Annotated in this window: 21 protein-coding genes; 10 read left to right on the top strand and 11 right to left on the bottom strand. The window is 66.8% G+C overall.

Annotation, left to right across the window (positions count from 1 at the left end):
- Position 1: 1 nt before the first annotated feature.
- Positions 2 to 1,267: an aspartate kinase gene (locus AB0C34_RS26635; RefSeq protein ID WP_357078474.1), complete on the bottom strand. Its 1,266-nt coding sequence runs from the start codon at positions 1,265 to 1,267 to the stop codon at positions 2 to 4.
- Positions 1,268 to 1,430: 163 nt separating this feature from the next.
- Here AB0C34_RS26635 and AB0C34_RS26630 point away from each other — a divergent pair, with 163 nt between their 5' ends.
- Complete coding sequence (locus tag AB0C34_RS26630) at positions 1,431 to 1,844, top strand: YjbQ family protein (RefSeq protein ID WP_357078471.1); 414 nt, start codon at positions 1,431 to 1,433, stop codon at positions 1,842 to 1,844.
- Positions 1,845 to 1,882: 38 nt separating this feature from the next.
- Here the strand turns inward: AB0C34_RS26630 and AB0C34_RS26625 are convergent, their stop codons facing one another.
- Entirely contained in the window at positions 1,883 to 2,458 is a 576-nt protein-coding gene (locus AB0C34_RS26625; RefSeq protein WP_357078467.1) for a dihydrofolate reductase family protein, read from the bottom strand.
- Between the two features lie 87 nt (positions 2,459 to 2,545).
- On the opposite strand from AB0C34_RS26625, the gene AB0C34_RS26620 reads away from it, so the two are divergent.
- Positions 2,546 to 3,121, top strand: coding sequence for a TetR family transcriptional regulator (locus AB0C34_RS26620; protein ID WP_357078465.1), 576 nt, complete (start codon positions 2,546 to 2,548; stop codon positions 3,119 to 3,121).
- A gap of 65 nt (positions 3,122 to 3,186) precedes the next feature.
- Complete coding sequence (locus AB0C34_RS26615) at positions 3,187 to 3,378, top strand: DUF1918 domain-containing protein (protein ID WP_357078462.1); 192 nt, start codon at positions 3,187 to 3,189, stop codon at positions 3,376 to 3,378.
- A 3-nt stretch (positions 3,379 to 3,381) separates the two neighbouring features.
- Here the strand turns inward: AB0C34_RS26615 and AB0C34_RS26610 are convergent, their stop codons facing one another.
- The gene (locus AB0C34_RS26610) at positions 3,382 to 3,729 is read right to left on the bottom strand and encodes a sporulation protein (RefSeq protein ID WP_357078459.1); all 348 of its coding nucleotides are present in this window, start codon (positions 3,727 to 3,729) and stop codon (positions 3,382 to 3,384) included.
- 90 nt (positions 3,730 to 3,819) lie between these two features.
- Between AB0C34_RS26610 and AB0C34_RS26605 the strand changes: the two genes are divergently transcribed.
- On the top strand, positions 3,820 to 5,031 hold the full coding sequence (locus AB0C34_RS26605; protein WP_357078456.1) for a low temperature requirement protein A: 1,212 nt from the start codon (positions 3,820 to 3,822) through the stop codon (positions 5,029 to 5,031).
- Here the strand turns inward: AB0C34_RS26605 and AB0C34_RS26600 are convergent.
- From AB0C34_RS26600 to AB0C34_RS26585, 4 genes are all read right to left on the bottom strand, one after another.
- On the bottom strand, positions 5,009 to 5,863 hold the full coding sequence (locus tag AB0C34_RS26600; protein WP_357078453.1) for an ion transporter: 855 nt from the start codon (positions 5,861 to 5,863) through the stop codon (positions 5,009 to 5,011). The genes AB0C34_RS26605 and AB0C34_RS26600 overlap by 23 nt on opposite strands.
- A gap of 120 nt (positions 5,864 to 5,983) precedes the next feature.
- Positions 5,984 to 7,603: a GMC oxidoreductase gene (locus tag AB0C34_RS26595; RefSeq protein ID WP_357078450.1), complete on the bottom strand. Its 1,620-nt coding sequence runs from the start codon at positions 7,601 to 7,603 to the stop codon at positions 5,984 to 5,986.
- Between the two features lie 82 nt (positions 7,604 to 7,685).
- Complete coding sequence (locus AB0C34_RS26590; protein ID WP_357078447.1) at positions 7,686 to 9,305, bottom strand: alpha/beta hydrolase; 1,620 nt, start codon at positions 9,303 to 9,305, stop codon at positions 7,686 to 7,688.
- Between the two features lie 214 nt (positions 9,306 to 9,519).
- Positions 9,520 to 10,287, bottom strand: coding sequence for a sulfite exporter TauE/SafE family protein (locus AB0C34_RS26585; RefSeq protein WP_357078444.1), 768 nt, complete (start codon positions 10,285 to 10,287; stop codon positions 9,520 to 9,522).
- A 270-nt stretch (positions 10,288 to 10,557) separates the two neighbouring features.
- Between AB0C34_RS26585 and leuA the strand changes: the two genes are divergently transcribed.
- Complete coding sequence (gene leuA, locus AB0C34_RS26580; RefSeq protein ID WP_357078441.1) at positions 10,558 to 12,351, top strand: 2-isopropylmalate synthase; 1,794 nt, start codon at positions 10,558 to 10,560, stop codon at positions 12,349 to 12,351.
- A gap of 418 nt (positions 12,352 to 12,769) precedes the next feature.
- On the top strand, positions 12,770 to 14,248 hold the full coding sequence (locus tag AB0C34_RS26575) for a MinD/ParA family protein (protein WP_357078566.1): 1,479 nt from the start codon (positions 12,770 to 12,772) through the stop codon (positions 14,246 to 14,248).
- Positions 14,249 to 14,276: 28 nt separating this feature from the next.
- Here the strand turns inward: AB0C34_RS26575 and AB0C34_RS26570 are convergent, their stop codons facing one another.
- Positions 14,277 to 15,176, bottom strand: a complete 900-nt coding sequence (locus AB0C34_RS26570) for a LysR family transcriptional regulator (RefSeq protein ID WP_357078563.1) — start codon at positions 15,174 to 15,176, stop codon at positions 14,277 to 14,279.
- Positions 15,177 to 15,287: 111 nt separating this feature from the next.
- Here AB0C34_RS26570 and AB0C34_RS26565 point away from each other — a divergent pair, with 111 nt between their 5' ends.
- The 4 genes from AB0C34_RS26565 to AB0C34_RS26550 all read left to right on the top strand — a co-directional run bounded on the left by AB0C34_RS26565 (position 15,288) and on the right by AB0C34_RS26550 (position 20,443).
- On the top strand, positions 15,288 to 16,247 hold the full coding sequence (locus tag AB0C34_RS26565; RefSeq protein WP_357078438.1) for an EamA family transporter: 960 nt from the start codon (positions 15,288 to 15,290) through the stop codon (positions 16,245 to 16,247).
- A 114-nt stretch (positions 16,248 to 16,361) separates the two neighbouring features.
- Positions 16,362 to 18,137 (top strand): FAD-dependent oxidoreductase, encoded by a 1,776-nt coding sequence (locus AB0C34_RS26560; RefSeq protein WP_357078435.1) that lies wholly within the window; start codon positions 16,362 to 16,364, stop codon positions 18,135 to 18,137.
- A gap of 292 nt (positions 18,138 to 18,429) precedes the next feature.
- Entirely contained in the window at positions 18,430 to 19,668 is a 1,239-nt protein-coding gene (locus AB0C34_RS26555; RefSeq protein ID WP_357078432.1) for a Mur ligase family protein, read from the top strand.
- 64 nt (positions 19,669 to 19,732) lie between these two features.
- Positions 19,733 to 20,443 (top strand): glutamine amidotransferase, encoded by a 711-nt coding sequence (locus tag AB0C34_RS26550; RefSeq protein ID WP_357078429.1) that lies wholly within the window; start codon positions 19,733 to 19,735, stop codon positions 20,441 to 20,443.
- A 65-nt stretch (positions 20,444 to 20,508) separates the two neighbouring features.
- Here the strand turns inward: AB0C34_RS26550 and AB0C34_RS26545 are convergent, their stop codons facing one another.
- Genes AB0C34_RS26545 through AB0C34_RS26535 form a run of 3 tightly spaced genes read right to left on the bottom strand, consistent with a single transcriptional unit; the run spans position 20,509 to position 25,392 of the window.
- A complete protein-coding gene (locus AB0C34_RS26545) occupies positions 20,509 to 21,603 on the bottom strand; it encodes a putative zinc-binding metallopeptidase (RefSeq protein WP_357078426.1) in 1,095 nt (364 codons plus the stop codon).
- A 1-nt stretch (position 21,604) separates the two neighbouring features.
- A complete protein-coding gene (locus AB0C34_RS26540; protein ID WP_357078423.1) occupies positions 21,605 to 22,519 on the bottom strand; it encodes a transglutaminase family protein in 915 nt (304 codons plus the stop codon).
- Positions 22,516 to 25,392: a circularly permuted type 2 ATP-grasp protein gene (locus tag AB0C34_RS26535; protein ID WP_357078420.1), complete on the bottom strand. Its 2,877-nt coding sequence runs from the start codon at positions 25,390 to 25,392 to the stop codon at positions 22,516 to 22,518. The genes AB0C34_RS26540 and AB0C34_RS26535 overlap by 4 nt, the downstream gene beginning before the upstream one ends.
- Positions 25,393 to 25,402: the final 10 nt, after the last annotated feature.

Raw genomic sequence — 25,402 nt, 5'->3', positions numbered from 1 at the left:
ACTACCGTCCTGTCCCCGCGTGGACCACCGCGACCTCGTCGCCGCCCAGGTTGAATGCGTTGTGCAGTACCGTGACCGCCTCGTCGAGTTCGGTGTCCTTGACCAGCACGGAGATTCGGATCTCCGAGGTGGAGATGAGGTCGATGTTCACGCCCGCATCGGCCAGCGCCTCACAGAAGGTGGCCGTGACGCCGGGGTGACTCTTCATCCCCGCACCGACCAGCGACACCTTGCCGATGTGGTCGTCGTAGAGCACCTGGGAGAAGCCGATCTCGCCCTGGCGTTTGGTCAGCAACTCAACCGCGCGGGCGCCATCGGCCTTGGGCAGCGTGAAGGTGATGTCGGTCTTGCCGGTCTCGATCTTCGAGATGTTCTGCAGGACCATGTCGATGTTGATCTCGGCGTCGGCGATGGCGCGGAACACCTTGGCGGCGTATCCCGGTTCGTCCGACAGTCCGACGACCGTCACCTTGGCCTCGCTGCGGTCGTGCGCGACGCCGGTGAGGAGTGCTTGCTCCACGGGGATGTCCTCCATCGATCCGTAAACTAGGGTGCCCTGCTTGTCGGTGTAGGACGAGCGCACATGCACGGGCACGTTGTAGCGGCGGGCATATTCGACGCAGCGCAGCATCAGCACCTTGGCGCCGCAGGCCGCGAGTTCGAGCATCTCCTCGTAGGAAACCTGCTCGAGCCGCTGTGCGTCGGGCACGATGCGTGGGTCGGCAGTGTAGACACCGTCCACATCGGTGTAGATCTCGCAGACGTCCGCGTCCAGCGCCGCGGCCAGCGCGACGGCGGTGGTATCGGAGCCGCCGCGACCAAGCGTGGTGACATCCCTGCTGTCTTGGCTGACCCCTTGGAAGCCGGCGACCAGTACGACGAGGCCCTCGTCGAGCGCGGCGCGGACGCGGCCCGGGGTCACATCGATGATCTTGGCGTTGCCGTGCGCTCGCGTGGTGATCACGCCGGCCTGCGAGCCGGTGAACGAGCGGGCCTCGGCGCCGAGGGAATGGATGGCCATCGCGACCAGCGCGTTCGAGATGCGCTCACCTGAGGTGAGCAGCATGTCCATCTCACGGGCAGGCGGCGTGGGCGCCACCTGCTGTGCGAGATCGAGTAACTCGTCGGTGGTGTCGCCCATGGCGGAGCAGACCACCACCACGTCGTGCCCCTGCTTCTTGGTCTCCACGATCCGTTCAGCGACACGCCGGATACGCTCGGCCGTCGCGACCGAGGATCCCCCGTACTTCTGAACAACGAGAGCCACGACAGGGTCCTCCCAGATCGACAACAAGCTGGTAACGGTGATTCAGAGTACCGGCCTCGGCCCAGCGATTTATTGCTACCTACCGGGTCTGTGCAAAAACTTACAGTCGCCTCCGATTCTGATGACACCCTCCGCGCCGCGAGAAATGAGAGACGATGTGGGCGTGAAGACCACAGTGCTCGAGGTGCAAACCGGCCATCGCGAGGTGGTGCAGGACATCACGCCACAATGCGCGACATTCGTCCGCGAGGTGGGCGGCGACGGGGTGCTGCACATCTTCGTACCGCACGCCACCGCCGGCGTCGCCGTACTGGAATTGGGTGCGCACAGCGACGATGATCTGCTGACCGCCCTGGGTGATCTACTGCCTGTCGACGACCGATGGCGGCATGCGCACGGCTCGCCCGGACACGGGCGTTCGCATGTGATGCCCGCGCTCATCGCGCCGTACGCGACGATTCCGGTACTCGACGGCGGGCTCGCGCTCGGCACCTGGCAGTCGATCGCGGTGGTCGATCTCAACATCGACAATCCGGACCGCCAGGTGCGATTGTCGTTTCTCGCCGACGCGGGCTGAGCGTACCGGCCCACCCGTCCCGCCGGCCCGCGGAACCGTCAAGCCCTGGTGAACCAGGTGACCAGTGCGCCATTGCCGAACTCCTTGCGCTCGGTCGGGGTGAACAGCGTTGGCCGGAACGCACCGGAGAAGGCGGGCACGCCGCCACCGGCGACGACCGGATAGCTCTTGATGATCATCTCGTCGATTTCGCCGAGCAATTCGGCCGCGAGTTTGCCTCCGCCCGCCAGCCAGATATCACCGCCTTTTTCCCGCTCGAGCCGGCGCACGAGCCCGACCGGGTCCCGCTCGACCAACTCGACGGCCGGGTCATCGATCCGGCCGAGAGTGCTGGACACGACGTACTGCTTCATGTGGGCGTATGGACTGGTCACGTCGATCGACAGTGCCGGCTCGTAGGTGCCGCGGCCCATCACCACGGTGTCGCATCGTTTGTTCGGTTCGTCTCCCGCCATTCCGATGTGCGGGCGTATGTGCGTCGGGATGAACTCCGGATAGTCGGCCTTGGTCCAGGCCACCATTTCGGCATCGAACGGATAGAAGTCGAATTCCCCAGTTGGACCCGCGATGTAGCCGTCCAGGGACATACCGACGTAGTAGACAAGCTTTCGCACCGCGGAACCGCCTCCTTTGTATCACTGCATTTGCAGTACTCTAATCGTAGTGATTTGAAGCTAGTACTACGGATGGAGTGGTGTCAAGTGCGGACGAACCCCGAGCGGCGGCGAGCACTCGTGGACGCGGCGATCGAAGTCCTCGCGCGCGAGGGCGCGCGAGGACTGACTTTCCGCGCGGTGGACAAGGAAGCGGCGGTGCCCCCGGGTACCGCGTCCAACTACTTCGCCAATCGCGACGACCTACTGACCCAGGCGGGCAGCCGGTTCTACGAGCGGTCGCAGCCGAGCGAGGCCACCATGGCCACGCTGACCGAGGGACCGAAGAATCGCGCGAACATCACCGAGTTGATGAACGAGACATTCGGACGGATCGTGGCGTTCCGTACCGGCTACCTGGCGCTGCTCGAGTTGCGCCTGGAAGCGACCAGGCGACCAGAACTGCGTGCGGTACTCACCACGCGGGTACGCGAAGACATCGAATTCAACGTACGCAACCACTTGGCGGCGGGTCTGCCCGGCGACGAGAAGTCGGTGCTGCTGTATCTGGCACTGAACTGGCTGATCGTCGACCGGCTGACACTGCCGGACCTGTTCACCGAAAAACAGAGCCAAGACCTGATCGAGGCCGCCGTCGAGCGCGTTGTCGGCCCGGATCGCTGAGCCACGCACTCGCCATTTACCGCCGGGTGGTTGTGACACGCCTCACCCCGTTCGATAATGGGGCGATGATGGCGAATGTGGGAGACCGACTCTGCGTGCACGGCCACGTTGTGGGAGAAGTTGATCACGAGGCCGAGATCATCGAGGTCCGCGGGCCGGACGGGACGCCACCCTACGTGGTGCGCTTCACGGACGGACACGAGTCACTCGTATATCCCGGGCCGGACGCGATCATCGAGCACGCCCTGTCCGACTGAGCGCTAGGCGCGCCGCCTGCCGCGGCGCGTCACAGCGAAAGCACCGATCCCGGCGATCAGCACCGCGCCGACCGTCGCGATGATGGCGTTGACATCCACAGCCGGGTGCCAGCTGAGTTTGTCATCGCGCAGCACGAAAACGCCGGCGGGCTTGGCGCCGAAGCCGAAGGCAGCTCCTTCACCCTCGCCTTGGCCGTCGGGACCGTTGCCACCCCCGCCACCCCCGCCACCGCCGCCACCGACCGATGCGGCGGTGATAACGACTGCTCCGTCGGATTCGTAGGGCTCGCCGAAAACCCGGCGGACGGTGATCGCATCTCGCGCCTGAGCCAGCAAATCGGAATATTTCATGGCAACCTCCCCACCCCGCCGGGCGGGGTCCTGTTGTGTGCACCGAGCCTATCGATAGTAGGTGGACACACCGGTGCGACGATGTGCAGCATGATCGGTTCCAAACGAGTTCGATTCCAAGCGGTGGCCGAAGACGCCTCGGTCACCCAACTCGAACTGTTCTTCGATCTGGTGCTCGTTTTCGCGTTCACCATGGTCACCAATTTGGCCGCGGGGGAGACCAGCGCGGCGAACATGCTGCGCGCACTGCTGGTACTGGCCCTGATGTGGTGGTTGTGGATCGCCTATTCCTGGCTCGGCAATGTGGTCCGCGCCGATGAAGGCATCGCACGGGTCGCGATGTTCGCCGCGATGGGAGGCGGTTTCCTCGCTGCGCTCACCATCCCCGAGGCATTTCAGGACCTGCCCGGCGGCTGGTTCGGTCCGCTGGTTTTCGCGATCGCCTACTTGATCGTGCGACTGGTGCACGTCAGCATGTTCTGGCTGGCCAGCGCCGAGGACTCGCAATTGCGCAACCAGGTGCTGCGCTGGTCGATCGGCTCGATCACCATCGGCACCACGCTGCTGGTGATCGCTGCGATGACCTCGGGCGCCGTCCAAGTCGCGCTGTGGATCGCCGCCGTCGCCGGCGACTACCTGTGGACACTGTTCGCGGGCACCGACTGGCGGTTGAACTCCGGGAAGCATTTCAGCGAGCGATACGGGTTGATCATCATCGTCGCCCTCGGCGAATCCATTGTTTCGATCGGCATCGGGGTGGCCGGGCTCCCGATTTCCTGGCCGATCGCGCTCGGCTCGATGCTGGGACTCGCTATTTCCGGACTGCTCTGGTGGGCCTATTTCGATGTGTCCGCCCTGTCGGTGGAACACGAACTGGAACATGCCGACGGCGCGCGGCAGATCAAGATCGCGCGAGGTTCCTACACCTTTTGGCATTTCCCGATGATCGTCGGAATCATCGCGCTGTCGCTCGGACTGAAAAAGGTTCTCTACTACGTCGGCGACACGTCGCATCACACTCTGCGGGACGCGCTGTACGGAATCCCGCTGTACGCGCTCTACGGCGGCGTCGCGCTCTATTTGATCGCACTGGTCGGTTCCAAGCACTACGCCACGGGCTCCGTCACCATGCCCCGCGTGGTGGCCATCGTCGTATTGCTCGCGCTCATCCCGCTGGCCTGCGCGCTGCCCGCACTGGCAGCGCTGTCGCTGCTATGCGCCGTGCTCATCGCGCTGATCGGTTGGGAGACAATCCGATTCGCGCAGTCGAGGGATGCGATCAGGCACGCGGCACACGATTGATTTGATGCCGGATGCCGTTCTCGGCGGGACTCGGACCGAACGCGGACGGCGCCACCCGGACGCCGTCGCGGACCGCGTCACGAATCTGATCGATGTTCTCGCGCAACATATCCGACACCAGCTCGTCGGTGCGCGGATCGTCCAGCACCTGGAACACGATCCGGAATGTTGTGTCAGCGATCAGCCGGATGATCTCGTCATGGAACGGGACGTAACGCACCCGGCCAGCCTGCGGATCCTTCTTGATCAACTCGAGGATCATCTCGTCCAACTCGGCGCGGTTCTCCTCCAACGCGGCGGCGATATTGCGCGTGTAGTGGCCGGTGCGCAGCACGTCAGCGACCTCATCCATCACCGCGATCGTCATCGGACGGCGGATGGTGTCCACGATGGTCGATACGAACCGATTCACCACCGCCGCGGTCACCCGGTCACCGAAGGCGCGATCGGCGACCCTGGCGAGCCGGACGACGATGACCAGGATCCGCAGCAACCGGAAGCCGCGGAAGAACGGACTGGTCACCGGGATCATGCCGAGGACCTCGTACCAATAGACGAACGGGAAGGTCCACGGCCAGCCCGCGCGGCGCCAGCGCCACAGGAACTCCGCGGCGAACACCGCGCACACCGTCGAGTCCACCAGCACGATCACGCGATGGGTATGACCGGAGACCGGGAAGAAGGTGATCCAGGCGACCAGCACCACGGAAACCACGGCCAGCGTCAGCATCAGGAAATCGGTCCACAGTGCGGGCGGCTTGCGCGGATAATCCTGCGACTCCTGCGCCTGATCGATACGACGACTACCCGAACTGGTGGATGGAACGGACACGGAGAATCCCTTCGACGCCGAACGATGCCGCCGACAGTAGTACGCGGAAATCCCGCTCGGCGGGACTGGCAATATCAGGCCCTCGGCCTCGAGTTCCGCGGCGCGGCCGCTCCTGCGGACTCAGCTCCCCGCGCGAACGATCGCCGCGATATTGCGTTCCGCCAGTGCGGCGATGGTGAGCGAGGGGTTGATCGTTCCGGTACTGCCGGGCACCGCGGCGCCGTCCATCACATAAAGGCCGGGATGGCCGTGCACGCGCCCATAGTTGTCGGTGGCGCGCCCCAACACCGCTCCACCGAGCGGATGCGCGGTGAACTGCGCGTTCGCGTCGTATCCGAGTTGGGCGTACTCGCTGAGCGCCCCCGCGCGCTCGGCGATGCGGTGGTCGACCGCGCGGGCCGCGGCCACGATGTCGTCCCGGTTCTTCGTCGACCAGCTGAGCCCGACCCGGTTGGTGGCCCTGTCGTAGCCGAACCTGGCGCGGGTCGGATCGAGGACCATGCCGAGGGAGGCGAGTGCGCCGGTCTCGAACGGGATACCTGGGATATACCAGCTCTCCAGGGTCAAAGGCACTTCGGATTCATCGAAGATCCGGCTTGCGCTCGCCACACCCTGGCCATTGCCAGCGCCTTCACTCGCGCCGCGGGCGAGCGCGACATCACCATTGGTGCCCCACCCGTCGCCGACGTGTTCGTTGAGGTTCGGCAACGTCCCGGTGGCCTGAGCACGTACCAGCAGTTCCGAGGTACCGATCGAGCCGGCGCCGAGGAAGAGCCGATCGCAGGTCAACGTTCGAGTGCCGAGCACGTCCCCGGTGGGAGCCAATTTCGTGACGGTGACCGAGTAGCGGCCACCGGGCTCCTGCGCGATGAGGTCTACCCGGTGCCCCGGGTAGACCTGGGAACGGCCGGTGTTCTGCGCGTACTTCAAATAGTTCTGGTTGAGGTCGAACTTGGCGCCGTTGGAGTTGCCCAGATTGCTCCGAGCCGCCGTGGCCGATGGCCTGCTGGCGCCGGCGAGCTCGGCGCGCAAGATATCCCAGGTGAAGTTCGAATCGCTGGCCTGCGGTTGGTAACCGGCCTTGCGGACCTGCTCGTCCCAGGCCCGGGAATGCGCGAAAGGCGGGGAGTTGTAGATGTCGGCGGGCATCGGGCTCAGCCGCAGCATTCCCCGGACCCGCGGGTAATAGACGCGGTCCATCTCGCCATAGTCGACCGTGCCACCGAAAAGGTGGTCGAAGAAGCGGCGTTCCGGGGCGATCATGGCCCCGGTGAAGATCACCGAGCCGCCTCCGACCGCGGCGGCTCGCCAGACATCGATGCCCGGGTACTCGGTGCAGTCCAGTACGCCCCCGAACGGGGCGACCCGCATCGGCACCTTGGTGACGCCGATGAACTCGGTGCGATGCCAGAAGCCGCGGCCGTCGGGCAGATCGTCGCCGGTGAAAATCTCCCGCCACGGATCGTTGGGCCAGCGCGAGCCCCGCTCCAGAACGGTATTGGCGACGCCTGCCTCGGCCAGCCGCAGTGCGGTCACCGCGGCACCGAAGCCGGAGCCGATAACAATCGCGGGCGAGTGCGCGGGCGGGTCGGGAAGTGGCGCGAAGATCTCCGGCACCAGCGTGCGGAACAGAGCATTCCACGCTGGATCCGCGGAAGCGACATTGTTGCCGAATGTCGTTGCCGCAGTACCGAGCAGCGCGGCTGCGCCCGCTGCCTTGAACAAGGCGCGTCTACGCAACCATGCCTCCTCCGAAATCACCCATAGCGGTGCGCAAGATTACCGGTATTCCCGTGTGGTGAACAGTCTCCCGGGTACGGCCCTACCCGCCGAACGGCGGCGCGCCGGCTCGGCAGGTCGCGCCGGGAGCGGGAAGCTGTCGATCGATCAGGTAGCGCTCCCGCAGGAGACGGGTACAATCGCCGGCCGTGGTGTGCCCATATCCGCCGTCGACGACAACCAGCCTCGCGTTCACCAACTCCTGCTGAGCACGCCGAGCCGCGGTCAACGGGGTCACCGGATCGAAACGGTTGTTCACCAGCACCGCCGGGGTGTCCGACCGCAGGATCCACGGACCGGCGTAGCGCTGCGGATTTCCCTCGGGCGGAGTAGGCCACGAGGCGCAAGCTTGGTGCAGATAGAGCCAGAAGGCAGCGTAAGTCGGACTCGAACTCGCGAGTCCGGTTGCGAGCGTTGGCCATTGATCGGGGTCACGCGGAAAAATGTTGTCCGCGCAAGAAATTGCGGTGAACGAGTCGAGGAAGTCGTATGACTGCGCTGTGGCCGTCAGTATCTCGCCGACGATCCTCGGATCGCCCGCGGATCCGCGTTCCAGTTCGACGAGCAGTTCAGCGAGAGCGGGCCAGCCTTCCTCGGGGTCGTACAGCAGGAGCGCGTGCGACGACACCACCTCCGAGTACCTGACCACCCGCGCCCTCGCGCCCTCCCCGACTACGATCGGCGCCTCCCGCAAGTGTTGCAACACAGCGTCATTGCGGGCACGTAGCGCACCGGAAAGGTCCGGTTCGACGACACCACCCCGCACCGCACTGTTGCTCGGCTCACCCTCCGCGGCGAAGGCACAGCGCAAGCGGCTCGCGGCGGCGCACAACCGCAGGAATTCGCCGAGCACCTCTTCGGTACCTTTCGCGGTGACCTCGATCGCACTGCGCGTGTCATTGGTGTACGTGTCCGGATCCACCATCGAGCCGAGGTACAACGCGCGCACCCGGTCGCCGAACAGCGCGCCGTACACCTCACCCAGATAGCTCGCGTAGGAACTACCTTGGTAACTCAACTGCGGATCGCCGACCGCGCGACGGAGGAGGTCGACGTCACGCGCGACGTCGACGGTGGTCAGGTGCCCGAGTAACGCTCCGCTGTGCGTGACGCATCCCGCTGCCAACTCACGGCTGGCCCGTGCGGCGTCGCGCTCGTGTTCCGGATTCGCCGGCGGAAGCCGCGCCCCAGACCAGAATCGCCGCTGCTGTTCAGGATTCGCGAAACAGCGGACCTGCGCACTGCGTCCGACACCGCGCTGGTCGAAGGTGACGACGTCGAATCTGCGCGCGATCTCGTCGCTAGACAACTCGCCGCGCGCGGCCATCCGAAATCCCGATCCACCGGGACCGCCGGCCGCGGTGAACAGGGTGCCGATCCGTCGCTCGGGGTCGGCGGCCCGCTGACGCAGAACCGCCAGCGCGAGTGTCGGCCCATCGGGGTTCGCATAGTCCACCGGCACCGCTACGGTCGCGCACTGGAACCTGCTCAACTCCGGCTCCGCGCAGGCCGCCCAGTCCAACCGTGGCGTCGGTACGGCATCGGCCTGGGCGACCAGGTTCGCGACGGCGAAATCATGCCTGCTCGGCGTTCCACCACAGCCGCTCAGTGCGGGCAGCAGCCCGACCAGCGCGGTGACGACGACGGCCCTCCAGCTACGCACGGGATCATCCTGTGCCGCGCCGATGGCCGCCGTCGTCCTCCTCAGGAGTGACATCGCACCCTGAGATTCAGCCGCTGAGGCAGATATCGGGCACGGCGCTGGCCCTTCTCCGGTTCGCACACGTGCCGCCGCGCTCGTCGCCGCGCCGCGCGCCGAAGGCACACCCGCATCGGCGGAGGCCGACCGGACCACTCGCCAGGGCACCACCTGTCTGCTACGACGTCAACAGCCGAAACACCGCGATGACACCGACCACGACGATGACCGCGCGCAGCACGGTCGGCGGCATCCGCCTGCCCATCCGCGCCCCGAACTGGCCCCCGATGATCGAGCCGAGCGCGATCAACACCACCACACGCCAGTCCACCTCCGCGACCACGATGAAGATCAGGGCGGCCATACCGTTGACGATCAGCGCCAGGGTGTTCTTCACCCCGTTGAGGCGCTGGATGTCCTCGTGCACGAAGATGCCGAGCAGCCCGATCAGCAGCACGCCTTGAGCGGCGCCGAAGTAACCGCCGTAGACACCGGTCGCGAAGATCGCGGCGAGCAGGACCGCGCCGCCGTGCGCCGGGGCCGCGGTGCCGTCGTTCTCCCGCCGCCGCTTCACCCAGCCCGCGAGCCGCGGCTGCACCACGACCAGTACCAAAGCCACGATGATCAGGACGGGCACGATAGCCTTGAACGCGCCCGCGGGCAGCACGAGGAGCAGTACCGCCCCGGTGCTGCCGCCCAGCAGCGACGCCGTGCCCATTCGGATCAGCCTGTCGCGCTGACCAGCGAGTTCGCGGCGGTAGCCGTGTACGCCACTGAGCGAACCGGGAACCAGACCGATGGTGTTCGAGACATTCGCGGTAACCGGTGGGACACCGAACGCGAGCAGGATGGGAAAGGTGATCAAAGTGCCCGAGCCGACGATTGTGTTGATACCACCCGCCGCGATACCGGCACCGAAGATGGCCAGTTGCTGCAGCCAGGTCATTGCACAATCCTCCGACGTGCTGCCGGACCCCGGGTCCGTACAAGCGCTTCCACTATCAAACCGAACGGTAGCCGGGTCATCGGATGATCCGACGCCGGGACCGCCCGTTCCGCCGAAATCGCGGCACGGTAAGCTCTCGGACATCATGCAGCGGGCACTCCTTCTCGGCCGCCGCGACGGGGTCTGATCAGACCGGCTCCCGCCGCGGGGTATTGCTGCGCCGGTCGACCCCACCCTTTGGGAAACACCACACCCTCGGAGAAATCGCCCATGTCCCCCGCTGACGCCTTCGTATCCGGCACGCGCACCATCACCGTGCCGAGCAAACCCGCTCCCGCTGACCAGCCCGGCTGGAACAGGCAGAAGAACTCCTCGATGCCGACCTTCCGCTATCGACCGTTCGCCGAGGAGGTCGAGCCGATCACGCTGCCCGACCGCACCTGGCCGAACAAGGTCATCGACCGGGCACCCGGCTGGTGCGCCGTCGACCTGCGCGACGGCAATCAGGCGCTGATCGACCCGATGAGCCCGGCCCGGAAGCGCCGCATGTTCGACCTGCTGGTGCGGATGGGCTTCAAGGAGATCGAGGTCGGTTTCCCGTCGGCGAGCCAGACCGACTTCGATTTCGTCCGCGAGATCATCGAGGACGGTGCGATCCCTGATGACGTGACCATCCAGGTGCTGACCCAGTGCCGGGCAGAGCTGATCGAACGCACCTTCGAAGCGTGCGCCGGTGCGCAGAACGTCATCGTGCATTTCTACAACTCCACCTCGATCCTGCAGCGGAAAGTGGTGTTCCGCGCCGATCGGGCGGCGGTCAGGAAGATCGCCACCGACGCTGCCACGCTGTGCCTGGAGGTCGAGAAGCGTTACCCCGACACCCACTGGCGCTACGAATACAGCCCGGAGTCCTATACCGGTACCGAACTGGTGTACGCCAAGGAGGTCTGCGACGCGGTCTCCGAGATCATCGCGCCGACGCCGGACAAACCGTTGATCATCAACCTGCCCGCCACCGTCGAAATGGCGACACCGAACGTCTACGCCGACTCGATCGAGTGGATGAGTCGCAACCTGGCCCGCCGCGACGCCATCGTGCTGTCGCTGCACCCGCACAACGACCGCGGCACCGCGGTAGCCGCGGCCGAGCTGGGCTACCAGGCCGGCGCCGACCGGATCGAGGGCTGCCTGTTCGGCAACGGTGAGCGCACCGGCAATGTCTGCCTGGTCACCCTGGGGATGAACCTGTTCTCCCGCGGCGTGGACCCGCAGATCAATTTCTCCGACATCGACGAGATCCGCCGCACGGTCGAGTACTGCAACCAGTTGCCCGTGCACGAGCGCCACCCGTATGGCGGCGACCTGGTCTACACCGCGTTCTCCGGCAGCCACCAGGACGCGATCAACAAGGGCTTGGACGCGATGAAAACCGCGGCCGACGCCGCCGGGTCGGACGTCGACGACATCGTCTGGGAAGTGCCCTACCTGCCGATCGACCCCAAGGACGTCGGCCGCACCTACGAGGCCGTCATCCGGGTCAACTCGCAGTCCGGCAAGGGCGGAGTCGCCTACATCATGAAGACCGACCACGGACTGGTCCTGCCGCGCCGGTTGCAAATCGAATTCTCCCAAGCGATCCAGCGGATCACCGACGGTGAGGGCGGCGAGGTCACACCAAAGGAGATGTGGGACGTCTTCCACCAGGAGTATCTGAGCCCGATCCATCCGCTGGAGCGGATGCGACAGAAGGTCACCGCGTCGGAGACCGACGGCGGAGTCGACTCGATCGTGGCGGTGGTCAAGGTCGACGGCGTCGAGCACGAGGTCACCGGCAACGGCAACGGCCCGCTCGCGGCGTTCGTCGACGCGATCGCCACCGTGGGCTTCCACGTACAGGTGCTGGACTACTCCGAGCACGCCATGTCCGCGGGCGACGACGCTCAGGCCGCCGCTTACGTCGAATGCGCGATCGGCGACAAAGTAGCGTGGGGCGTCGGCATCGCCACCTCGATCACCACCGCGTCACTGCGCGCAGTGGTGTCGGCGGTCAACCGCGCACACTGATCCCGATAACCCGCAACGGCGAGAGCCGGGTGCCACGGCAGGTCGACAGCCGCGCGCCCGGCTCTCGATTTTGCTGTCGGAGACCGCTAGTCGGTCACGTGTCGCCTGGCGCGTCCACCGTGTACACCGCAAGGCCACGTGCTGAAACCCCGTGCTAGCGTTGGTTGCACTCAAGCGCCGAGCTCTCTGCTCGAACTCCCGAGCAGATGGGGGAACCGTGACAACAAACGACGACAACCCGACCTCTCCGCCCTGGCTGCAGAGTCATTCGGTGGACACGGCCGAAGTCACCGAGGCGGATTCATCGACTGTGGACCCGTCGACCGAGCGTATCGGCGGCGTGGAACCGAAGGACATCGACGTGGCGGATGCGCCCGACCAGCCGGACGCCGACCAGGGACTCGAGCCGCACGGTTCGATGGACCAGACCCAGGCGTACCCACAGGCCGCAGGCCCCGCACAGAGTTACCCGCCGTCGGGCCCCGAGCCGTATAGCCCGTACGCCCAACCGAGTCCCGGTTCGTACCCGCCGCCGACGCAGATCCCAGCGGAGCAGTATCCGGCTGGTGGCTTCCCGCCGCCGCCCGGCCACAACGGCGGCTACCCCACTCCCCCGCCGCCGGAACCGAACCCGCATTACAACGAGTACCGCCAAGAGATCGGTGCCGACGGTATGGTCCGGCGGATTCCACAGGATGGCCCGCATCCGGAAGCCGGTGTGCCCCAGCTGGATCAGCCGAACGGTCCGATCTACAGCTGGGCGCCGCCGCCACCACCGGTGACCCATCAGCCGCCACCGTCGCTCGCCTATCAGCCGCCACCACCTCCGGTCGGGCAGCCGCCGGGGCCGAGTTGGCAAGGCGAACACGGCGGTCCGAATCCGCACCAACCCGCACAACCGTTCCAGCCCCAGCATGTGCCGCCGCCCGGGCAGCCGGGGCATTCGTTGAACGATCTGAATTTGCTGAAGCGGGCCCGCAGAGCGCCGCGCAGCGGGTGGCGTCGCGCCATGCACAAGGCGTCCGGCGGCATGATCAATCCGGGTGAGTCGGCGGCCGACATCGTCTATCGCGACCTCGTGGACCGGGTGAATCAGCCGGTTCGCGGCGACTACCGGATCGCGATCCTCTCGTTGAAGGGCGGCGTCGGCAAGACCACCACCACGGTCGGTCTCGGCTCCACCTTCGCGTCGGAACGCGGTGACCGGGTCATCGCGATCGACGCCAACCCCGACCTGGGCACGCTCGCGCACCGGGTACCACGGCAGACTCGGTCCACCGTGCGCAACCTGCTCGAGGACGAGCACATCACCAGGTACTCGGACGTGCGCGCGCATACCTCACAGGCGCCGAGCCGTTTGGAAGTGCTTGCCAGCGAGCAAGATCCGGCAGTCTCCGAGGCGTTCAGCGAGGCGGACTACCGCAAGGCGATCAGCATCCTGCAGTCGTTCTACAACATCATCCTGACCGACTGCGGCACGGGCCTGATGCACTCGGCGATGGCAGGCGTACTGGATATGGCGAGCTCGCTGGTGTTGGTCACGTCGCCGGCCATCGACGGCGCGCGCAGCGCCTCGGCAACACTGGACTGGCTCGACCACCACGGGTACGGCAAGCTGGTCGAGCGCACGGTCGTGGTGGTGAACGCCTCGCGGCGCGGCGCGTCCACCGTCGATCTCGACCAGCTACGCAAACTGTTCCTCGACCGCACCCGCGCGGTGCAGGTAGTGCCGTTCGACGACCACCTCGCCGAGGGCGCGGAAATCGATCTCGAACTGGTGAGCAAGCCGACCCGGCGGGCGCTGCTGGAGTTGGCTGCGATGGTCGCCGACGACTTCGGGTATATCGGCACGCAGATGCGGAATCCCTATCAGTACCCTGGGCCGCCCGGGATGTGATCCGGACCTATCCTCCCGGTTCAGCCCGCTATGCGTCTGCTGTCACGATCGCTGCCGCGGACTCGAAGGCAGCCAGCACCGCGGCGATGGCCGGACGGCTGTCGGCCCGCGGGCGGGTCGCCAGTTCGTAGCTGCGGGCGGCGCGGACGCCGGAGAGGCGCAGCACCGAGAGATTCGGATCACTCACCGCATAACGCGGCATGAGCGCCACGCCGTAGCCCGCGGCAACAAGGGTCTCGATGACGCGAAAGTCATTGAGGCGCTGCGCAATTCGTGGTTGAACTCCGGTGATTGTCGCTATCGAGCGCAGCACGTCATCGACCGGGAAGCCGCCGCGCACACCCAGCCAGGTCTCGTCGGCCAACTCTTCCGGGGCGACGGCCGAGCGACCCGCCAGCCGATGCGTCGGCGCCGCGACGACATCGATCGGTTCGCGCATGAGCATCCGGATCTCGACGCGCGGATCCGCGATCGGCGCAGCGCGTTCGTCGCGATGGGTCAGCACCACGTCGTAGTCGGCCAGTAACCGCGACACCTCGGCCGGTCGTACATCTTCGTCTCGGGCGACCACGTCGACACCGCTGTCCACCATGCCGGGCAGCACATGCGGCAGCAGCAGCGCGCCACCCGAGGGGAACACCGCGACCCGCACCCGACCGCGCGGGGAACCGCGATAGTGCGCCATTTCGGCGACCGCGCGATCCATCGCCGCCAGGACCTCGTCGGCGCGCACCACCAACGCCCGGCCCGCGTCAGTGAGCCGGATCCGCCTGCCGTCGGGTTCGAGCAGAGCGACGCCCGCCTCCCTGGCCAGGACCTTGAGTTGCTGGGATACCGCCGAGGGAGTCATCGACAACGCGGCGGCGACAGCCGCGATGGTTCCGCGATCAGCGAATTCCCGAAGCACGCGCAACCGCTCCAGCGCCATGGGTGGGCCGGGCGCCGCGAATTCACGAGCCGAAACCATTAAGCGACGTTACATCGATGGTGCAATTTTATTCGATTGTTCTGATTATTTACCGACCCCACGATGGGAGGCGTGACCAATCGCGACCGCCTGCTCGGCCTCACTGTCGTCCTGCTCTGGGGACTCAATTTCCTCGCCATCCGCGTGGGGCTCGACCACTTCCCGCCGTTCTTCTTCGCGGGGCTGCGTTTCGCGGTGCTCGCCGTCCCCGCACTGCTGTTCATTCCGCGCCCTCCGGTACGCATGCGTTGGATCCTGTTGTACGGCACGGGTTTCGGAATCCTGCAGTTCGCTTTTCTGTTCACCGCGATGCGGGTGGGCATGCCGACCGGGCTCGCCTCGCTCGTGCTGCAGTCCTCGGCGCCGTTCACCGTGGCGCTGGGTACCCTCTTGCTGCGCGAGCGGATCCGGCCCGTGCAGATCGCGGGGCTCGTCGTCGCGGTCGCGGGTATGGCGGTCATCGGCTGGGACCGGTTGGAACACGCCACCCTGCTCCCAGTGCTACTGACATTGGCGGGCGGACTCGGCTGGGCGTTCGGCAACATCGGCGCACGTCTGGCCGGTACCGAGTCGACGGGCGTCAACCCGCTGCACCTCATGCTGTGGACTACCGCGATTCCGCCATTACCCTTTTTCGCGCTATCGGCGTTCGCGGAAGGGCCGATCACCGGTCTGCACGCACTGGCCGATTCGTTCTCGCTCGCCGGCCTGCCCGCCTTGGCGGCGCTGGCCTATATCGCCGTCGTGGCCACCGTCGTCGGCACCGGGCTGTGGACCGTTCTGATGAGCCGTTACCCCGCCGGCATGGTCGCGCCGTTCTCCCTGCTCGTTCCGGTCGTCGGGATCGCCGCCGCCTGGGCTTTCCTCCGCGAGACGCCGACGCTGATGTCACTGGTCGGCGGTGGCGTCGTCATCACGGGCGCCTTCGCCGCCACCGTGAACACGCCGCGCGCGGCCCGGGCGAACGTCGCTGCCCCTGCCGCGACGGCCGCTCTGGTCGGCGTAAGCCGACCGGGCCAGCCCGAGCACTGATTCGAGGTCTTGCCACCGACCAGTTCATGGGTTGGTGCGCGCGGCGGCACCAGCCGCTCTACAGTAGTGCGCGGCGTGGAAGATGGTCGGCGAGGCTAGGCAGCAAAGTAGCGCATGGCAGAAAAACGATGGACCGTATCGCGAAGGACTCTGTTTCGTGGCACGGTTGCGGCGGGGGTTGTCACGACGGGGGCATTGTCGACAGGTGCGTTACGGCCGACGCCTGCCACGGCGAGTCCGGACGGGAGGCGGGTCGCGGTACTCGGTGGCGGTGTCGCAGGACTGACCGCGGCACACGAACTGGTCGAGCGCGGATTTCAGGTCACGATCTACGAACGGCGTGCGTGGGGCGGCAAAGCACGCAGTATCCCGGTGCCGGGTACCGGGTCGCAAGGAAGGCCGGATCTGACCGGCGAGCACGGCTTTCGCTTCTTCCCCGGTTTCTACCAGCACGTGCCGGACACCATGCGACGAATCCCGTTCCAGAGCAACCCGGATGGCGTCTGGAATAATCTCGTCGCGGTACCGGAAGCACGATTCGCCCGCAGCGGCGGCGACGACTTCCGCGTCCCGCTCGGCCTACGCATCCGCTCCGGGTTCACCGCCGAAAGTTTCCGCGAGACGCTCGGCGCCGCGTTGGCGACCGCCCTGAAAATGCCCGCCACGGAGGGGATCTATTTCGCCGAACGCCTGCTGGTGTTCAACACCAGTTGCGATGCGCGCCGCTACCGCCAGTGGGAGCACACCTCTTGGCGCGACTTCGTCGGCGGCCGCGCTCGCTCGCACGAGTTCCGCGCGTTGCTCTCCCGCACCCTCACCAGCATCATGGTCGCCGCGAAGGAGGACATCGCGAGCGTCCGCACCATCGGCACCATGGGTGAACAGTTTCTCGGCAATCCCCTCCAGATCGGCAACGACGGCGGACTGGACCGGGTGCTGAACGGGCCGACCAACGCCGTCTGGATCGACCCGTGGATTCAGCGAATCCGTGCTCTCGGTGGACAATTCGTGCTCGGCGCGGAAGTACGCGGGCTGGAGGTGCGCGACCGCAGGATCACCGCGGCCCGCGTCGTGGACGAGTCCGGCGCCGAGCGCACCATCGACGCCGACTACTTCGTCGTCGCGCTGTCCGCCGAACAAGCCCGCGCGCTGTGGTCACCGCAGGTACTGGCGGTGCGACCGGAATTGGCGGCGATGGACCAGCTTTTCACCGACTGGATGAACGGCATCCAGTTCTACTTGCGCAGACCGACCGACATCTCCCGTGGCCATACCGCCTACATCGACGCACCGTGGTCGCTCACCTCGATCGCGCAAAATCAGCTGTGGGATCGCAAGTTCACCGACTTCGGCGACGGCACCGTGCAGGACTGCCTGTCGGTCGACATCTCCGACTGGAATACTCCGGGCGTGCTGTACGGCAAGCCGGCCAAGGAGTGCACGCACGAGGAGATCGCTCGCGAGGTCTGGGCCCAGGTGCGGTCCCACCTCGACGATCGCGGCGAGGTGCTGCGTGACGCCGACCTGCACTCCTGGTTCCTCGACCCGGGAATCACCTGGCAGCAGGGCCGGCAGCGCAACGCCAACGCCGACCCGCTGTTGATCAACACAGCCGGATCGTGGGAGTACCGTCCGCAGTCGCACGGCGCACTGGAAAATCTGTTCCTGGCAGGCGATTACGTGCGCACCAACATCGATCTGGCCACCATGGAGGGCGCCAACGAGTCCGCGCGCGCCGCCGTGAACGCGCTACTGGATGTGTCGGGGTCGAACGCGGAACGCTGCCGGATGTTCGCGCTCTATCGGGCACCCGAACTGGAACCGTTGCGCGGAATCGACGCCGAGCGCTACGCGGCCGGACAGCCGAACCTCTTCGACGTCCCGATCTGATCCGCGGGCGGGTCATCGGTCTGCGCGCAGCGACGAGAATTCCATCGCCACCGCGGCCGCGGTGCTCGAATCGAGCACTGGCGCCGCAGCACCGGCCCGAGTAGCCGCGGAACACCCTGATCAACCATGCCCGCCTGGTCAGAGAGGTACAGACGAACATCACCGAGACCGCGGCGGAGCTGGGTACTGTGCCGAAAAACTACGAGGCGGTGCGCTACCGCGACCGACCCGCCGTGGCCGTGACACTGGGCCGCGACGCACCGGGATCGCGGGACGAACATAGACTCGCGAGGTGGCAGAGATATCGGTGCGCGGACGGCTCGCGCTGGCGGCGGCGGCCGCGGCGTCATGGGCCTCCCAGAAGGCGGGTCGCGGCAAGGGCTCGATGATCGGCGGCCTGATCGCGTTGAAGATCGATCCGACGGTCATGGACCAACTCGGGCGGCAGCGGCGCACCGTGCTGGTGACCGGCACGAACGGCAAGTCCACCACTACCAGGATGACCACCGCCGCGCTCAGCACGGTCGGCGAGGTCGCGACCCAAGCCGACGGCGCCAACATGGACGCGGGCATCGTCGCCGCGCTCAACGCGCACCGACGCGCGCCGTTGGCCGCGATCGAGGTGGACGAGCTGCATCTGCCGCATGTCACCGACGCGCTGAACCCCTCTGCGGTGGTGCTGCTGAACCTCAGCCGCGACCAGCTCGACCGGGTCGGCGAGATCAACATGATCGAACGCAGGCTGCGCGCCGGCCTGGCGAAGCACCCGGCCACCGTAGTGATCGCGAACTGCGACGACGTACTGGTCACCTCGATCGCCTACGACCACCCCAACGTGGTGTGGGTCGCGGCGGGCAGCGGCTGGGCGATGGACGCGACCAGCTGTCCGCGCAGCGGTGAGCCGATTATCTGGGAGGGCCCGCACTGGCGTAGTACCGGCACGGATTTCGAACGCCCCGAACCGAATTGGTGGCTGGACGGAGATGACCTGGTCGGCCCGCAGGGGGTGCGCTTCCCGCTGACGCTCGCCTTGCCCGGCCGGGCCAACCGCGGCAACGCGGCGCAGGCGGTGGCCGCGGCGGTCGCACTCGGCGCCGAACCCGGGCAAGCCGTCGCGGCCGCGGGCACCGTGCGTGAGATCGCGGGGCGCTATCGCACCGTCCAGATCGGCGAGCACGATGCCCGCCTGCTGTTGGCGAAGAACCCGGCGGGCTGGCAAGAGGCGCTGTCGATGATCGAACCGACCTCAGCCGGCCTGGTGATCGCGGTCAACGGCCAGGTGCCCGATGGCGAGGATCTGTCCTGGCTCTGGGACGTGCGTTTCGAACACTTCGAAGGCGTTCAGGTGGTTGCCGCCGGCGAACGGGCCACCGACCTCGCTGTCCGACTCACCTACGCCGGCGTCGAACACACCACTGTGCCGGATCCGTTGCGCGCCATCGCCTCCTGCCCTGCGGGCCATGTCGAGGTGCTGGCGAATTACACCGCGTTCCGTGATCTCAACCGTGGCCTGGAGGAGCGGACGACATGAGCGAACGATCATCGACACAGCACCCGACGTGCGTGCTGGAACCGACCGACGGAAAGGTGCAGTCATGAGCGAGTCGGCCATCCGCATCGGTCTGGTGCTCCCGGACGTGATGGGGACCTACGGCGACGGCGGGAACGCGCTCGTTCTGCGCCAGCGGCTGCGCATGCGCGGTTACGACGCGGAGATCGTCGAAATCACCCTGCCCGCACCGGTACCGGAGTCACTGGACATCTATACCCTCGGCGGTGCCGAGGATTCCGCGCAACGTCTGGCAACCCGGCACCTGCAGCGCTACCCGGGGTTGCAGCAGGCGGCCGCGAAAGGCGCTCCGGTGCTGGCGATCTGCGCGGCCATCCAAGTGCTCGGCCAGTGGTACGAGACCTCCACGGGCGAGCGCGTGGACGGCGTCGGCCTGATCGACGTCACCACCTCGCCCCAGCACAAGCGCGCCATCGGCGAAGTGACGACCGCACCGCTGGTGCCCGGGCTCACCGCGGCGCTCACCGGTTTCGAAAACCACCGTGGTGGAACAAAACTCGGCGGCGAGGCGAGCGCGCTCGCACGGGTCACCCGCGGCATCGGCAATGGCGTCGGCGACGGACTCGAGGGCGTGGTGCAGGGTTCGGTGATCGGCACCTATATGCACGGTCCCGCACTGGCCCGCAACCCCGAACTCGCCGACCTGCTGCTGATGCGCGCGCTCGGCGTCACCGAACTGGCGCCGCTGGAACTCGCCGAGGTCGACCAGCTGCGCCGCGAGCGCCTGCGCGCCTGAGTTCCCCGACGCGCACCCGTCCGGGTCCACGTGACCGGCCCCGCCGGGTCGACGTGGCCGGATCACTATGGGTTCACGGTGGCGCAGAGGTCGTGGACCAGGCGCATCTTGTCCAGAACCGGCTCGGGAAGCACGAACGGGTAGAGGTCGGGGTGGCCCATCGAGCGGTTGATCATGTTCAGTGACCAGGCCAGCGGCAACCACAGGTCGATGATTTTGTCGAAGCCCGCGCGTCCGACCTGGGGGCGATCGAGCGTGGCGCCCGCAGGAGCGAACCCGAAAGCCGCGGCCGTGTCCAGGGTGTCGCGGATGTGCAGGTAGTGGGCGAACGTCTCGGCCCAGTCTTCGGACGGGTGCATGGTGGCATAGGAGGAGACGTGCGTCTGCGCCCAGCCGGCTGGCGCGCCCTCGGAATAGTGTCGGTCCAGAGCGGCCTGGTAGTCGGTGTCCGGATCGCCGAACAGCTCGCGGAAGCGGCGCATCGCGCCGTCTTCTCCGAGATCCGGTGTGACCAGGACGGTGCAGTAGTAGTGCCCGATCTCGTGGCGGAAGTGGCCGAGCAGGGTGCGATACGGCTCGGCCATCGCCACCCGCAGCTGTTCTCGATGCGGGTCGTCGGCCTCGGCCAGGTCCACCGTGATCACGCCGTTCTGGTGTCCGGTGACGACCTGGGCGGTGGCGCTGGAGAGCAGATCGAAGGCCAAACCGAAGTTCGGGTCACGCTCACGGTCGACGATCGGCAGTCCCAACCCGACCAGCTCGACGATCAATCTGCGTTTGGCCGCCTCGGCCTCGGCGAAGGCCGCGAGTCCCGTGGCGTCCAGGTTGTTCGGACGGGTACGGGTCAGTCGGCAGGATTCGCACAGCAGCGGTCCCCCGGCACCGTCCGGTCCGAGCGCGGCGCCCCGATCCGATCCCGCTGCGGCGGTGCACTCGACCAGCCAATTGCATTGCGCCACATGGAGGTTGTCGCAGAGTCGGTAGCGGGTGCGGTCGACGAGTCCGCTGCCGTGGTCGACGGCGGCCGCGCCTTCTGGATCGCCGATCACCAGCAGGGCCTGCTCGCTGAGACCGAATCCGAGCGAACTCGCGCAGGACAGGCACACCGAATTCTCGAATGCCAGCTGCTGTCCGCAGTTGGGGCAGGCGAAATCGCGCATGTTATACCTCCACCCGAGAGACATCGACCGAGACGGTGATCGTGCTCTGCTTCGCGTCGGTGTAGATGATGCCGCGCAGCGGAGGCACATCGGCGTAATCGCGTCCCCACGCGACGGTGATGTATCGCTCGTCGCCGAACTGGTCGTTGGTGGGATCGACATCGATCCAGCGCCCGGTGCGATCGTGCTGGTCGATGCTGGGCACCCACACGGCCGACCATGCGTGCGTAGCGTCGACTCCGACCATGCGCTCCTTCCCCGGCGGCGGGTCCGTAGCCAGGTAGCCGGAGACATACCTGGCGGCCAGGCCGTGTGACCGCAGGCAGGCGACGCCGATTCGTGCGAAATCCTGGCAGACGCCCGAACGGGCCTCGAATACGTCGGCGACCCTGGTCGACACCGTGGTGGAACCGGACTCATAGGTGAAATCGGCGTATATCCGGGAGTTCAACTCGGCCACCGCATCGAGCAGCGGCCGGCCGGGAGTGAGGGATTCGGCCGCATAGGCCACGACCTCTGAGGTGATCTCCGGCGGATACAGATCGAGGGCGAACTCTACCGCGAGGGGTCCGTTCGCACGGGTCGGCCGAGTTTTCTCCCACGGCTCGACGGCAGGGCCGCTCCGGACGCGATCCGGCGCGTCGACCTCGACCAGCGAATCGCCGGTGATGACGAGGCTCCGATGCTCGGCGGTCACGTGGAAGTATGAGGTGACATTGCCATACGCATCCGAGCCGACCGACCGGTCCGACGGCGCCGGATCGATGTGGATGTCATGCGCCAGCAGCCGTTGACCGGGAAAATCACGCGGCGTGAGATACGCCCGCCCATAGGAGCTGCTGACTCCGGCGGTGTACGCGTACGTGGTGCGATGCTCCAGCCGATAGCGCCGGGCGCATCCGTTACCGCCGATCATCCGACAACCCGGGTGCTACCCCACAGCGGTTGGATGTCCACCGGCAGTGACAGTTTCGTGGCCTCGAACGATTCCGAGACCTTGCGCAACCGCCAGTGCACGCCCGCCAAGAGTTCGGCGAGCTCGGCTCGCTTGCCATCCTCGTCGGTGACGTCGAGGTCGTCGGGGTCGACGCGACGTAGCATCCGATGCGCGTCCGCGAGCAGTCGCTGCGGGCGCGACGATCTCGACGTGCCGGGTAGCGCTTGGAAATCGGCGTCCAGCCGGTCCAGCTGGTAGGTCAACGACCGCGGGTTGCCGGTGTCGAACAGCAGCAGCCCGGCGACGGCCGAGATTCGCACCGAATCCCAGTGTCGCCGACGATAACTCACCGACGACTCGGTGCTGTGCAGCACCCATTCGGTCACCACATGCTCGGTCTCCTCGGAATACTTCCGGGTCAGCGCGGCCGACAGCAACCCAGTGAGGGCAAGCCCGCGCTCGATCCGCTTGCCGATATCCATGACGTACCACCCGGTGTCGCGCACCAGCGACTCGGCGCTGATCCCGGACAGCGACAGCAGGGCGGCCAATGTCAGCGAATGCACTTCCGACAGCTCGGCCTCCTCGTCCCCCGCCGTTTCGCGGTACTCGGCCAGCGCTCGGTCGACCGCGCTGAGGATCATCCAGGTGTCCGCTGACAGCTGGTCGCGCACGGCACGCGCCGCATTGCCGTACCGATCGATCGCGAACGCCAGCGATCCGGGCATCTCCCGATCGATCGTCAGCGCTACGAGGTACTCGCGGTCCGCGCGCAATAGCCCGGCCACGGCAGGCCACTCGGCCTGCGATGACTCGCCCCTACGATCAGTCGGTCCCCCCTCTCCGTGTCGCCCTCCGGCGATCGCCTCCACCCCGGCCGCAATCCGTTGCCCCGCCTGCGCGCCGGCCACGGCTTCGACCCCGGCAGCGCTCGCACCGGGGCCGGAGACGTCCGCGCGGACATTCGCCGGTTCCAACCCGGAATCAGCTGAATTCTGCTGCACCGCCTGGGTCGTCGAGGCGGACATCGACCGTGGACCCGACGGCTCGGCCGGTCCGACGGTGGCGGTGACTCGGGCGACAGCGGCCAGGAGAACCGGGAGCGCGTCGGCGCCCTCCAGCCGGCGACGGTAGCGGAAGTCCTGATAGCGGCTATGGGTGGCGATCAAAAGGCGGGCGGCGACTTCGGCGCGTTCGCTGTAGCGGCCCATCCAGAACAAGTCATTGAGAACACGTGGCGAACTGACCGCTTCCCCGTTCGGAGCGGTGCGCCGTTCCCGTGTCTCCCGCGGCGGCTCGGTGCTGATCGCGGCGGCGGGCATCGGCGCGGATCGAACCCAAACGTCCTTGGCCGCCACCTTCACGACCGCGCGATCGGGACCGGTGCGTTGACGCAACTGGCCGAGCCCACCGGACATCGCGGTGTAGCCGCCGCGCAGGGCCAGCGAGAACAGTCGCATTCCGACCGGCGCCGCGGCGAGTTCGCCGTACCCCTGTACTGCGGGCGAGACCGAGAACTGCGCCGGCTCCTGGCCGACCCACTGCCACCCGCGCGCGTCGATCCTGGCCTTCAGCTCATCGCGCTGATCCCGGCTCAGGCTTGGACCGAACAGCGTAGCGCCGTCCACCGCCGAACGAATGATCAGCTCGTTCAGGTGTGCGACCAGGTAGCCGCGCGCACTGTCGTCGCCACCCCAGTACGACGGCGCGCTCTCCAGCAGCAGGTCCTCGCCGAGCAACGTGCGGGAGACTTCGGGGAGAAACCCGGCCAGCGCCGGGTTCTCCAGCAGCCCACTGCCAAGCGTGTTCACAACGGTCACCGCACCACGCCGCAGCACCTCGACCAGACCTACCACCCCGAGCCGCGAATCCGGCCGGAGGTCGAGTGGATCGGAGAACTCGGCGTCCACGCGGCGCAGCACCACGTCGACCCGCTTCAGCGTGCCCAGCGACCGCATCCACAGCGAGCCGTCGCGCACCACCAGATCCGCACTCTCCACCAGCGGAAATCCCAGCGTCGACGCGAGATAGGCCTGGTCGAAAGCCGTTTCGGAATGTACGCCGGGGCTGAGCACCACGACCACTGGATCGTCATCGTCGGCCTGCGCCGATTCGATCAGCATCAACCGCAACGCCCTGGCGAACGGAGTCAGCGGGCGCGGATTGGAATGCTCGAAGGCCTCCGGGATCGCCGTCGACACCACCCGGCGGTCGGCCAGCGCGTATCCGGCGCCCGACGGTGCCTGCGCCCAATCGGCGATCGCGCGGTACTGACCGTCGCTCCAGCGGCTGACATCACACCCATGCAGGAACAGCTGACGTCGCCCGGGCACCGTGATGCCGTGCGCGGCACGCAAGTACCCACAGTGGCCGAATACCACTTCCGGGGGAAGCAGCCCCGAGGTGAGTGTCCTGCGCGGGCCGTAGATGTCGGTGAGTACCTCGTCGAGCACCCGAGAGCGTTGCACCAACCCGGCTTCCATTTGCGCCCAGTCGTCCGCGGCGACCAGCAGCGGGATCGGATCGAGCCGCCACGGCATCGGCGTCGCGGTGTCCGCCGTTGCGCCTACCTCGGTGTAGCTGATGCCGTCGTCGTCGATCAGTCTGCGCACTCTGCTGTCCAGCCTGCCCAGGCCGGTGCTGCCGAGCTCGACGAAATCGGCGGAAAGCTCCGTCCACTTGCTCCGCACCTTGCCGCCGGGACCGATCAGTTCGTCGTAGTAGCCGACGGTGGGTCGACCGCACTCGTCGTATGCGGCGGTGTCGAGACCCTGCGCACGGTAGCGCGCCAACTCGGCTTGCACACTCTGGCCGGTTTCCGTCTCCGGCGGCGTCTCCTCGCGCATCGTCATCGCGCCGACC

The sequence above is a fragment of the Nocardia sp. NPDC049220 genome, assembly GCF_040647855.1.
Classification (GTDB): Bacteria; Actinomycetota; Actinomycetes; order Mycobacteriales; family Mycobacteriaceae; genus Nocardia.
The sequence above is the reverse complement of the archived record's forward strand: the minus strand, read 5'-3'. Positions and strand labels throughout refer to the sequence as shown.